13 protein-coding genes are annotated in these 12051 nt (G+C 63.8%); 6 read left to right on the top strand and 7 right to left on the bottom strand.

Annotated elements, in window-relative coordinates:
- The 3 genes from U4Y88_RS34010 to U4Y88_RS34020 all read left to right on the top strand — a co-directional run.
- The coding region (locus U4Y88_RS34010) for a serine hydroxymethyltransferase (protein WP_321789210.1) at positions 1-751 on the top strand (751 nt) is incomplete at its 5' end.
- A gap of 40 nt (positions 752-791) precedes the next feature.
- A complete protein-coding gene (locus U4Y88_RS34015) occupies positions 792-1409 on the top strand; it encodes a plasmid fertility inhibition factor family protein (protein ID WP_321789212.1) in 618 nt (205 codons plus the stop codon).
- A 124-nt stretch (positions 1410-1533) separates the two neighbouring features.
- Entirely contained in the window at positions 1534-1752 is a 219-nt protein-coding gene (locus tag U4Y88_RS34020; protein WP_310632948.1) for a hypothetical protein, read from the top strand.
- 29 nt (positions 1753-1781) lie between these two features.
- Here U4Y88_RS34020 and U4Y88_RS34025 read toward each other — a convergent pair whose 3' ends face one another.
- The 3 genes from U4Y88_RS34025 to U4Y88_RS34035 form a co-directional block, all read right to left on the bottom strand.
- Positions 1782-3182 (bottom strand): MFS transporter, encoded by a 1401-nt coding sequence (locus tag U4Y88_RS34025; protein WP_321789214.1) that lies wholly within the window; start codon positions 3180-3182, stop codon positions 1782-1784.
- A gap of 376 nt (positions 3183-3558) precedes the next feature.
- On the bottom strand, positions 3559-4938 hold the full coding sequence (locus U4Y88_RS34030) for a cation:dicarboxylate symporter family transporter (RefSeq protein ID WP_321789216.1): 1380 nt from the start codon (positions 4936-4938) through the stop codon (positions 3559-3561).
- Between the two features lie 27 nt (positions 4939-4965).
- A complete protein-coding gene (locus tag U4Y88_RS34035; RefSeq protein ID WP_224017705.1) occupies positions 4966-6336 on the bottom strand; it encodes an adenylosuccinate lyase family protein in 1371 nt (456 codons plus the stop codon).
- Positions 6337-6487: 151 nt separating this feature from the next.
- Between U4Y88_RS34035 and U4Y88_RS34040 the strand changes: the two genes are divergently transcribed.
- A complete protein-coding gene (locus U4Y88_RS34040; RefSeq protein WP_321789218.1) occupies positions 6488-7249 on the top strand; it encodes a GntR family transcriptional regulator in 762 nt (253 codons plus the stop codon).
- Positions 7250-7646: 397 nt separating this feature from the next.
- On the opposite strand, the gene U4Y88_RS34045 is transcribed toward U4Y88_RS34040, so the two are convergent.
- Positions 7647-8471: an SDR family oxidoreductase gene (locus U4Y88_RS34045; protein ID WP_321789220.1), complete on the bottom strand. Its 825-nt coding sequence runs from the start codon at positions 8469-8471 to the stop codon at positions 7647-7649.
- A 111-nt stretch (positions 8472-8582) separates the two neighbouring features.
- Here U4Y88_RS34045 and U4Y88_RS34050 point away from each other — a divergent pair, with 111 nt between their 5' ends.
- Positions 8583-8960, top strand: coding sequence for a MerR family transcriptional regulator (locus tag U4Y88_RS34050; RefSeq protein ID WP_321789222.1), 378 nt, complete (start codon positions 8583-8585; stop codon positions 8958-8960).
- Positions 8961-8974: 14 nt separating this feature from the next.
- Positions 8975-9505 carry a helix-turn-helix transcriptional regulator gene (locus U4Y88_RS34055; RefSeq protein WP_321789224.1) on the top strand — a complete coding sequence of 177 codons (531 nt, stop codon included), beginning with the start codon at positions 8975-8977 and terminating at the stop codon, positions 9503-9505.
- A gap of 28 nt (positions 9506-9533) precedes the next feature.
- On the opposite strand, the gene map is transcribed toward U4Y88_RS34055, so the two are convergent.
- From map to U4Y88_RS34070, 3 genes are all read right to left on the bottom strand, one after another.
- Positions 9534-10304, bottom strand: coding sequence for a type I methionyl aminopeptidase (gene map, locus U4Y88_RS34060; RefSeq protein ID WP_321789226.1), 771 nt, complete (start codon positions 10302-10304; stop codon positions 9534-9536).
- The gene (locus U4Y88_RS34065; RefSeq protein ID WP_224017716.1) at positions 10301-10513 is read right to left on the bottom strand and encodes a ParD-like family protein; all 213 of its coding nucleotides are present in this window, start codon (positions 10511-10513) and stop codon (positions 10301-10303) included. The genes map and U4Y88_RS34065 overlap by 4 nt, the downstream gene beginning before the upstream one ends.
- A 182-nt stretch (positions 10514-10695) precedes the next feature.
- Positions 10696-11823, bottom strand: a complete 1128-nt coding sequence (locus tag U4Y88_RS34070; protein ID WP_224017718.1) for a branched-chain amino acid aminotransferase — start codon at positions 11821-11823, stop codon at positions 10696-10698.
- Positions 11824-12051 lie beyond the last annotated feature (228 nt).

Below are 12051 nucleotides of genomic sequence, written 5' to 3' on the forward strand. Positions count from 1 at the left end.
GAAGCCGAAGCTGATCATCGCGGGCGCATCGGCGTTCGCGCTGCGCATCGACTTCGAGCGTATCGCCAAGGTCGCCAAGGCCGTCGGCGCGTACTTCATGGTCGACATGGCGCACTACGCCGGCTTGATCGCCGCGGGCGTCTACCCGAACCCGGTGCCGTTCGCCGACTTCGTCACCACGACCACGCACAAGAGCCTGCGCGGCCCGCGCGGCGGCGTGATCCTGATGAAGGCCGAGCACGAGAAGGCCATCAACTCGGCAATTTTCCCGGGCATCCAGGGCGGTCCGCTGATGCACGTGATCGCCGGCAAGGCCGTCGCGTTCAAGGAAGCCGCGTCGCCGGAATTCAAGACCTATCAGCAGCAAGTGGTCGAGAACGCACGCGTGCTGGCCGAAACGCTGGTCAAGCGCGGTCTGCGTATCGTCTCGGGCCGCACGGAAAGCCACGTGATGCTGGTCGATCTGCGCGCGAAGAAGATCACCGGTAAGGCGGCGGAAGCGGCGCTCGGCGCGGCGCATATCACCGTCAACAAGAACGCGATTCCGAACGACCCCGAGAAGCCGTTCGTGACGAGCGGCGTCCGTCTCGGCTCGCCCGCGATGACCACGCGCGGGTTCGGCGTGAAGGAAGTCGAACGGGTCGGCAACCTGATCGCCGACGTGCTCGAAGCCCCGGAAGACGCCGCCACGATCGAGCGCGTGAAGGCGCAGGTCGCCGAGCTGACGACGCGCTTCCCGGTATATAGCTGAGGCGCGCACGCGCCGCCGCCCCGCCCGACAGGACAGCCTCGTGCAAACCTACCTCGGTCCGCGCCTCGCCGCAAACGGCCAGATACTCGCCCTGTTCAAGGTGCCCACGCGCCTGGGCGAAGTCTTTATGAGCGTCGGCCGCACGGAATTCGGCAACGACGAACGCGCGGTCGTGGAAGTGCGGCGCGATGCGCTGTTCGGCCTGTGGCGCAACGACATGCCCGGCGCGATCCGCGCGCTTCCGGCCCGCGGCCTCGACGCTGCGGTATTGAGCGAAAAGATCGAACTCGCCGATGAAGGATTCCGGCTCGGCATAAGCGATCCCGTTCCGCTGATGGAAGTGCGCTGCGGCGTGAGACCCAGAATCGGCGCGCCGTCGATCAACGAGACTGTCGCCCTGAACGCAACGGCGCAGCCTTATCTTTCGGTGATCGACGGCGTGGCGCGCGCGCTGTGGCTCGCTTCGCAGGGCTCGCCCTGTTTTCCGGTCGAATGCGACGTTTCCGAAGCGCCGCTGCTCGCGCGGCTCGCGGGCACGCGCCGCAGCCGCTGGATGCGCGTGTCGGAAATGCTGCCGCTTTCGTCGTTTCCGCACGGCGTTCATGCGTCGCGTGCAGATAGTACGGACTCCCATTCAATGAAAGGAGCATTTCACTAACGCGGGCGCAGTTCCCGAGCGAGGGTCTGCGTGGGCGCGTCCGGGTTCATTTCGATGCCGATTCAACCGTGGCCGAATATAATTCCCTCATACAAAATGATTCGCCACACAGGGGAACCCCGGTATGAACCGCATCTTCATGACCCGCGAAGAAGTCATTCACCTGCTGCTCGAAGCCCACGCAACGGCCCGAGGCGGCGCGCCGACCTTGATCAAGCCGGTCGGTCGCGATCCGGCCAAGATCGAAGCCCTCGACCGGCTGCTGCTCGACGTGCGCGCCGGACGCGTCAACGAGATCCGGCTCGACGCCGAGGACAGCACGCATATCGCCATTACGGACTGATCCGCCCGCAGAAACTCGCCCGCAGCGCGCTAGCCGCGCGCTTGCGCGCCGGCGCCCGACGCCGTCAAACCGCGCGTCAGGCTGACAACCGCGCCAATGCCCGCGAAGATCGCCGCCACAGCGAGACATTTCGTCGTCCGCTCCGTGACGTTCAACTGGAACAGCATCGTCACGAGCGACGATCCCAGGCACCATCCCACCGTCCGCGCGACCGCCACCAGGCCGCCAGCCGCGCCGCTGCGTGCGACCGGCCCGGACGTCATCATCGTCGTGTTGTTCGGCGTCTGGAAGAAGCCGAAGCCCGCGCCGCACACGGCCATGCGGATGGCGATTTCGAGGTCGGTCGGCGTGCCCGGCAACAGCACCAGCGAGACCAGCCCGCCCGCCAGCACCGCCAGCCCGACGCTGCCGAGCACCGCAGCCGGGTAACGGGCGGAAAGACGACCGGCGATGGGCGCGGCGGCGGCGACGAGCAAGGGCCAGGGCGTCACCAGCAAGCCGGTCTCGACCGCCGAGCGATGCAGCAAGGTTTGCAGCAGAAACGGCACGGAGATATACGCGATGATCTGCGCCGCGTACGAGCACACCGACGTGACCGCCGAGAGCGCGATCACGGGAATGCGCAGCAAATCCAGCGGCAGTAGCGGCGTCGCACGATGGCTTTGATGCCAGACCAGGGCCATCAGGAACAACGCGCCCACCACCAGCATGATCACCGCCCGGCCCGTATCGTGGCCGAGAATATCGACGCCCATCACGAGCAAGCCCAATGCGATCGCGTTGAGCGCGGCGCCCGCGAGATCGAACGGACGCGGCGCGCCCTGACTACGCGGCGCAACGGCGAGAAACAGCGGAATCGCCACGAGGCACGCGGGCACGTTGACGAGAAAGAGCCACGGCCATGCGGCGATCGAGAGGATCAGCGCCGCCACCGTCGGCCCTAATGCCCCCGACATCGCGACCACCAGCGCAATCGAAGCAAAGCCGCGAGCAATGAGGCTGCGCGGATAAATGGAACGCACCAGTGCCGGACCCAGCGCCGCGAGACACGCGCCGCCGACACCCTGAAGCACGCGCGCGGCCACCAGAACGGGCAGCGACGGCGCGCTCGCGCAGCACACCGAGCCGATCAGGAACAGCACCAGCCCGATGGCGTAAATGCGCTTGTGCCCGATGATTTCGCCGAGCGCGGCGGCCGGCAGCAGGCATACGGCCACGGCAAGCTGATAACCGTTGACGACCCAGACGACCGCCGCGTCGCTGGTGCCGAGTTCGCGGACGAGCGTCGGCAGCGCGATATTGGCGATGGCGCTGTCGAGATTGCTCAGCAGGATGCCGAGCAGGATGCAGCTCATGACGAGCCAGCGCTGGCGCTCCGGCAAGCCTTGCCCTTCTGCCGGGCGCTGCGGATGTTCAATGTGTGATTGCAAAGTCAGACTCCATCGGCGCTCAATTAATCGGGATGACGAACGAATTTCGCCGGATCGACGCACTTAAGCTCGTCCATCGACCGGAATCGATAGCGCGCGAATTGAAACAAGCGGGAAAGACAGCGAGAAAGTCGATAAGCGTATTCATGGCGTCGATCAAGCGTAGAAAGCCATCGACCCGCATTGACGGGCTGACGACCAGGTACGCGTTGGTTGACGTAAACGCTTACGGCCGCCATTGCGGCGACCGGGTGATCTTAATGCAGCCGCTATTTTTTCGCAATGGAATCTCTTCCATTGAAATAGCGGCTTGCATAAAGATTACATGCGACATTACATGCGCGCGCAATCACACGCGCAGCGGCTCAACGCGCGCTCAACGCACGTTCCTTCCGTCGATCGACATGATGGGCTTGTGCTCATGCGTGTGCGAATCGTCGTGCGATATCGGTGCGCGTGCATTCAGCCAGTCCTCGGCGACCTGCGCATCGAACGTGCCCGACCACTTCGCGACCACCACGGTCGCCAGCGCGTTGCCGATCGTGTTGCAGGTGGCAATCGCCATCGACATGAAGCGATACACGCCGAAGATGATCGCCACGCCTTCGACCGGCAGCACGCCCGTCGACGCAACCGTGGCCGCGAACACCACGAACGAGCCGCCCGACACCGTCGCCGCGCCCTTCGAGGTCAGCAGCATCAGCAGCAGAATGCCGAGCTGATGTTCGAACGTCAGCGGCACGTTGTACGCATGCGCGATAAAGAGCACGCCCATCGACATAAAAATCGAAGTGCCGTCGAGGTTGAACGCATAACCGGTCGGCAGCACGAGGCCGACGGTCTGCTTCGCGCAACCGAGTCGTTCGAGTTTGACGAGCAGGCGCGGCAACGCGCTTTCCGATGAGGCGGTGCCCAGCACAATCAGGATTTCGTCCTTGATATAGCGGAGAAAACGCCACATGCTGAAGCCCGCGACCCGCGCGATCGCGCCCATCACGACGAACACGAACAGCGCGATCACCGCATAGAAACTCAGCACCAGTTGCGCGAGCGCGATGAGCACCGCCGTGCCGTTGCTGCCCACCGCGAACGCGACCGCGCCGAAGGTGCCGAGCGGCGCGAGCTTCATCACCACGTTGACGAACGCGAACAGCACCTGCGAAACGAGATCGAGTCCTTCGCTGATGCGCACGCGCCGCGCTTCGGGAATCGCCAGAATGCCGATGCCGACCATCACCGCGAGCACGACCACCTGCAACAACTCGCCCTTCGCGAACGCGCCGATGAAGTTGTCGGGCACGAGGTGCATCACGAACGCGCTGAAGGTCTGCGGCGGCGGCGCCTTCGCGGCAGCCACGGCATTCGCCGCCGCGTGCGGCGCGATCGCGGTCATGCCCTTGCCGGTCTGGAACAGATTGCCGGCGAGCAGACCCACGGCGAGCGCGATCGTCGAGACGCCCTCGAAGTAGACGAGCGAGCGCCAGCCCACGCGGCCCGCGCTGCGCGCATCGCCCGCCGACGCAATGCCATGCACGATCGTCAGAAACACGAGCGGCGCGACGCCCGCCTTGATGAGCGCGAGGAAAATGTCGCCGAGCACCTTGAGCTGCGCCGCGAAGGCCGGAAACGCAAGACCCACGCCGATGCCCAGCACGAGCGCGATCATCACCTGCATGCCCAGCCGCTTGTACCACGGTTGCCGCGCGAGCGGCGCCAACGATTCGTGTGCCTCGTTCGCGAGGATCTTGTCGTTCATGATGTGTGCTCCTCCAGCTCCGTCCGATCAGATCTCGCTCGACAAGGCGAGCGCGCGGTCCACCATCTGCGGCGCGAGGCCCAGATAGTTGGCCGGATCGGTCATGCGATCGATAGCGGCGCGATCGAAATGTTGCGTGACTTCGGGCAGCGCGGCGAGCGCCTCGGCCAGCGTGCCGCCGTGCTCGTTGACTGTGCGGCACGCGTCGTAGACCAGATCGTGCGCCTGCTGACGGCCCGTGTACGGCGCCATCTGCATCATCGCGGCCTCGGCCACGATCAGCCCCTTGCTGATGCCGAGGTTGTGCTTCATGCGCCCGGTGTCGACGATCAGGCCGCCCAACGCGAACTTCGCCTGATGCAGCGCGCCCGACGCGAGAATGAAGCTCTCGGGAATCGCGATCCATTCGGCGTGCCACGGGCCGGTCGCGCGCTCGAAGTCCTGGATCATCGCGTCGACCATCAGGCCCGCGTGCTGACGCACGGCCTTGGCGGCCGCGAGCATCAGTTCGCTCGAAATCGGATTGCGCTTTTGCGGCATCGTGCTGCTCGCGCCGCGGCCCTTCACGAAGGGCTCGTAGACTTCGGCGAATTCGTTGGACGCCATGATCATGATGTCGGTCGCGATCTTGCCGAGCGAGCCGGTCACGAGCGCGAGCAGGTTCACGGCTTCGGCGAAACCGTCGCGCGCGACGTGCCAGGTCGTGGCCGGCACGCCCAGACCGAGTTCCTGCGCGAGCGCCTTTTGCACCGCGAAACCCTTCTCGCCGATCGACGCGAGCGTGCCCGCCGCGCCCGCGAATTCCACCACGGCCACGCGCGGGCGCAGTTGCGCGATGCGCTGCTGATGGCGGTCGAACATCGCGAGCCAGATCGCCGCCTTATAGCCGAAGGTCACGGGCAGCGCCTGCTGCAGATGCGTGCGGCCCGCCATCGGCGTGTCGCGATGCTTGTTCGCCAGGTCGCCGAGAATGCCGCGCAGTTCGCGGATATCGGCGTCGATCGAATCGAGCGCGTCGCGCACCTGCAGCGCCACGGCCGTGTCCATGATGTCCTGCGTGGTGGCGCCCCAGTGCACATAGCGCCCCGCTTCGCCGCACATGCCGACGAGCTGGTGCACGAGCGGCAGGATCGGATAGCCGACGATGTCGGTTTCCTCGCGCATATGGTCGAAGTCGATGCGCTCGATGCGCGACTCGCGCGCGATGGCGTCGGCGGCCTCGGCCGGGATCACGCCGCAGCGCGCCTCGGCTTTCGCGAGCGCGACTTCGACGTCGATGTAGCGCTGGATCAGCGCGGTATCGGAGAAAACGGCGCGCATTTTGGCGGTGCCGAAGGCGTCGCGAAACAGGATGGAATCGACGACGGTGCTGGAGGCGGGCATCTGGCTGGGGATCATGTTCGGTATCAGGCTTGGACTCGACATTCAGGGACGAACCGGCGAAGGAATCGCCGAATATGTTCGGACATATTTAGATTAATATGTTCGAACATATCGAGCAAGTCGTGATTTACCCCTACGCCGGACGTGCGCGCCTTAAACTTCCGTCATGAACAGACCCCGCTTTGCCGAAATCGCCCGCGATCTGACCGAGGGCATCGCCTCCGGCCGCTTTCCGGTCGGCAGCTACTTGCCGACCGAGCTGGAATTGCGCGACCAGTACCAGACGAGCCGCCACACGATCCGCGCGGCGCTGCACGAGCTTCAGCAACTCGGTTTCGTTTCGCGCCGCAAGAACGCGGGCACGCGCGTGGAGTCGGCGCAGCCGCGCAACGGCTTTCGGCCGACGCTGGCTTCGGTGGACGATCTGGTGCAGTTCGGCAGCGAGCATCTGCGCGAAGTGCAGTCGGTGGAGGACGTGGTGGCGGACGCCGGGCTCGCGGACGTCCTGCAATGCGACGAGGGCGAGCGCTGGCTGCGGATTTCGAGTCTGCGCGTGCAGCGCGACGCGCCGCGCGCGCGCGCGGCGGAACGGGCCGTGCCGGTGGGATGGACCGATGTCTATATCGATCCGGCGTATCAGGAAGTGGCCGATCAGGCGCGCGCCGAGCCGGACACGCTCATCAGTTCGCTGATCGAAACGCGCTACGGACGACGCGTGGCCGAGATTCGCCAGGATGTGAGCGCGCTGCTGCTCGCGCCGGACATGGCCGCGCGCCTGGCCGTCGAGGCCGGAACGGCAGCGTTGCGCGTGGTGCGCCGATATCTGGATGCAGCGGGGAAAACGTTCGAGGTGTCGGTGACCGTGCATCCGGCCGAGCGCTTTTCGATTTCGATGCGCCTGACACGATCGGACGAAGACAATCCGTAATGGCCGCGCGAATGTGCTTACCGCCCGGGCGGCAAACACATTCGTCGGTCATCAACAGTCTCTCAGATTCCAGCGAATCGCCGTTCATGAATGACGGCGTGCCGAGAAGGTAATCGACGGTAAGTTTTCGATCAACTTCGCTAAATCGCTACAGCCAACACTTCATTCACAAATACCGTGAATGGCGCGTTCATGTGACGATTCGCTGGACACTCCGCGCGCAATCCGCTACGTAAGCCGACGTAATTTAGGCAAATAGACGCGCGTGCATTGCCCTGATACCGTTTTCCTGTCCGTGGCGTGATTGCCGCGGATACCTCCAGATCGATTCCGCTCCGGGAAAGATCTTTCCGTCGCGTCCCCCCGGTCGCGACGGCTTTTCTAATCGCGGCCGTGTTTAGCCGCCAGCGTGTTTTGTCGTGAATTGAGTCGGCTTTGGTCTGAGGATTTTTTCGACGAGCCGAGCGGCGCCCTGACGATTCAATAGCCGTGGCAATTGGGCGAGCAACCAGTTCTTCGCGCCCACGACCCGATGGCACTCGTTGCGATCCACGGCCCGGAACGCTTCCTGAATGACGCTTTCCACCGGCATCGGCACGCCAACAGCGGCCTCCTGCGCGCCGACGACATCGAAGAATCCCGTTTGCGTCGCGCCCGGACACAAGGCGAGTACGCGAATCCCCTTCTGCCGGTTTTCAGCCCAGATCGCCTCGGAAAATGACAGCACGAATGCTTTGGTCGCGCCGTAAACAGCCATATACGGATCGGGCTGAAATGCGGCGGTGGACGCCACATTAATGACGACGCCATTCGATTTCGCCAGCATGCCCGGCAGCGCGAGATGTGTCAGCTCGACTACGGCCATGCAATTCACGAGCATTTCCTCGCGCTGACGCGACATTGCAATCGTTTCGAATCGCCCGTATGTCGCAAAGCCTGCGTTGTTGATCAGCACGTCAATATGACTTCCGGTGGCTTTCAGATGCGCGGCAACGGCATCCACGGCGCCCGGCGCGCTCAGATCGATACTCAGGAAATCGGCCTCGCAGCCATACTCGCGTCGCAAGGTTTCCGCGAGATTGCGCAAGGTGTCGCCCGAGCGCGCCACCAGCAGCAGTTTGGCCCCGCGCCTCGCGATCGCAATCGCGAATTCGCGGCCAATACCCGACGACGCGCCGGTGACGAGTGCGGTCTTTCCGCGAAAATCGAAAGGAATGGTCATAGCCTGTTGAGCGTGTGAAACACAGAGTGAAAGACGACTCCGACTCTAAACCGTTGACTAAAGACCACGGTCAAGTCCTAATGTCGGCTCACGAATCCGAATGGAAACAGCATGCTTATTGGCGAACTCTGTAAACAGGCTGGCGTGTCTCGCGATACGGTTCGCTATTACGAACGATTTGGTTTGCTCGACAAGGCAACGCAACCGCACGTCACGAATACCTATAAGCAGTATTCGGCGCTTTCGCTTCAGCGCATACGTCTGATCGTCCACGCCAAAGCGCTCGGTTTCACTTTGGCGGAAATCCGCGATGTGATCGACGTATGGGATAGCCCGGGTTTCGGCACGGCGGATAAGGTCGTCTGTCTTCAGGCCAAGCTAAAAGAACTCGATGAAAAAAGTCACGCGCTGAGCGAGTTGCGCGCGGGGCTGCTCAATGCGCTCGATAAAGTGGGCGGCGAATGCGTGGATGCGGAGATTGCCGGTTAAAGGCAGTCGTGACGATGCGCACGCTCTATATTCAACCGGACGCCGCGCAAGGTTTGCCCAGGCAGTGCCATACCGTGGCGATCTCCGATCTGCTTCGGCAATTGATTGTCAGCGCGATGGAGATAACGGGCGATTACACCGCGGATTCACGCGACGGACGCCTGATGGGTTTGCTGCTCGATGAACTCAATTTCCTGCCCGTGCTGCCGCTTCATTTGCCGTTGCCCACGCACCCGTATCTGGCCGATATTTGCCAGCAGTTGCTCGATGCGCCCGACGACAAACGAACACTCGGTGAATGGGCGAAAGTCGCCGGAGTCGATGCGAAAACGCTGCAACGCGCGTTCGCCCAGCAAGTGAGCATGACCTTCGGGCAATGGCGGCAGCAGGCGCGTCTGCTCATGGCGCTCGAACGGCTGGCGACGGGTCAGAGCATTCTCGACGTGGCGCTCGGCATGGGATACGACAGTCCGAGCGCATTTACCGCGATGTTCAAAAAGCAGCTCGGCGTGGTGCCGAGCGAGTATTTCCGTATCAGCGAGTAAGCGGACCCAGGCGGATCGGCGACGGTTTTCAATGCCTGTTCAACGTCTCGCCGGGCCGCAGCGTCAGCACGCGCACGCCGTTGCGCGTCACGGCCACCGTGTGCTCGAATTGCGCGGACAGTTTTCCGTCGCGCGTCACGACCGTCCAGCCATCGTCCCCGGTCGCCACGGCGGCGCGGCCCTGATTGAGCATCGGCTCGATCGTGAACACCATGCCCTCGCGCAGCGCCAAGCCCGTGCGCGGCTTGCCCCAATGCAGCACCTGCGGATCCTCGTGCATTTCGCGGCCAATGCCGTGCCCGCAATATTCGCGCACGACCGAATAACCATTGCGCCGCGCATGCCGCTCGATCGCGTGCCCGACATCGCCGAGCGTCGCGCCCGGACGCACAGCGCGAATGCCCTTCCACATCGCCTCGTAAGTCACATCGACAAGACGTTGCGCGAGCGGCGACACCTCGCCGACCAGATAAGTCTTGCTGGAATCGGCGATATAGCCGTTCTTCTCCAGCGTGATGTCGAAATTGACGATGTCGCCGCTTTGCAGAATCTCCGCCGCCGACGGCACGCCGTGACAGACCACGTGGTTGCGCGAAGCGTTCAGCGCGTAGGCGTAGCCGTACTGCCCCTTGCTGGCCGGGCGCGACTTGAGCTCGTTGACGATGAGGCCATCGACGAGATCGTTCACCTGCATCGTCGACATGCCGATCAGGTTCAGCCGGTCCAGATAGCCGAACACGTCCGCGAGCAACTTGCCCGACTCCGCCATCAAGGCGATTTCCTCAGGCCGCTTGGTCACGCCGACGCCACCTTGAGCGCTTCCGCCGCCACGCCCGCGGCCCGCAGTTCGCGGGCGACGATCTCGTTGAACGGCGTCGTCGGATTCATTTCGCACAGCATGCCGATCTTGATCCAGAACGCCGCCTGCGCGTTGATCGAGCGGCACGACACCGCGCTCGCCTTGCGGATTTGATCGTGCAATTCGTCGTCGATGTTGACGATGCCCATTTGCCACTCCGTATATATGAAACGTATATGGATCGTATAGCGTAAACCGGGCGCCGTGCAACCGATTTCTGATTTCCGGCTCAGCCCGCTTCGAACCGCCGATAGCACGTAAACGCAAAAACGGCGCTCAACGAGCGCCGTTTTTACGCGATATCGGCATCGCGCGATGCCGAGAGAACCGCTTACTGGCCGGCCGTCACGGGCTGAGCCTCGACCGTGCGCACCCAGCCGCGCGAATCCGGCGCCTTGCCGCGCTGGATGTCGGTGAGCAGCGTGCGCAGCTGGCGCGTGACCTGGCCTTCGCCGCCGTCGCCAATCGTGAACTCGCCGCCGGCGTGACGCACCGCGCCAATCGCGGTCACGACCGCCGCCGTACCGCAGGCGAAGGTTTCCTTGACGCGGCCCGAAGCCGAATCGGCCTGCCATTCGTCGAAGGCATACGGCGCTTCATTGACCGTGAAGCCCTCGGCGCGCGCCAGTTCGATGATCGACGCGCGGGTGATGCCCGGCAGGATCGTGCCCGACAGCGGCGGCGTGCGCAGCGAATTGTCGTCCATCAAGAAGAAGATGTTCATGCCGCCGAGTTCCTCGATCCAGCGATGCGAGGCGGCGTCCAGGAACACCACCTGATCGCAGCCGTGCGACGAGGCTTCCGTCTGCGCGATCAGGCTGGCCGCGTAGTTGCCGCCGCACTTGGCCGCGCCGGTGCCGCCGGGCGCGGCACGCGTGTAGGTGTCCGACGCCCAGACCGTGACCGCCGACTTGCCCGACTTGAAATAGGGGCCGACCGGGCACGCGATCACGCAGAACACGTATTCCGAGGCCGCGCGCACGCCCAGATAGTTCTCGATCGCGAACATGAACGGGCGCAGATAAAGGCTGCTGCCGTTGCCGCCCGGGACCCACGCGCGGTCGATGTCGACGAGCGCCTCGACGGCGCCGAGGAACAGTTCTTCCGGCAGTTCGGGCATCGACATGCGGCTGGCCGAGGCGCGGAAGCGCTTGGCGTTCTCGAGCGGACGGAACAGCGAAACCTCGCCGTTGTCGCGACGGTAGGCCTTCATGCCTTCGAAGATTTCCTGCGCGTAATGCAGGACGGCGCAGGCCGGATCGATTTCGAACGCGCGGCGCGGACCGACTTTGGCGTCGTGCCAGCCGAGCCCTTCCTTCCAGCGGATCGTGACCATGTGGTCCGTAAACACCTTGCCGAATACGGGTTCGGCGATCAATGCGGTGATCGCGTCGGCGGGCGTCGGCTGCGGGTGGCGTTCGAGGGCAAACTCGGGCTGGGGAGTGGCAGTCTTGTTCATGGCGTGTAAAAAATGCAGAAAAAAAGCGCCCGTAATGGTCGGCGGCCCTCCAGTATGGCAATTTCGCCGCTCACGCGCCAGCGAACACACCGTTTTGTGCACTGCAACGTATTCGCTGCCCCGAAACGTCCGAATGAAAATGTAAGGAAATAGGCGGCCCAGTTCAACGATCAGGGCGTCCAGCGGCCGGCAGGCGATAGTCGATTTGGCGGCTTCGGCGACTCCGAA

Origin of the sequence: Paraburkholderia sp. J94, from assembly GCF_905220285.1 — a bacterium.
Taxonomy (GTDB): domain Bacteria; phylum Pseudomonadota; class Gammaproteobacteria; order Burkholderiales; family Burkholderiaceae; genus Paraburkholderia; species Paraburkholderia tropica_A.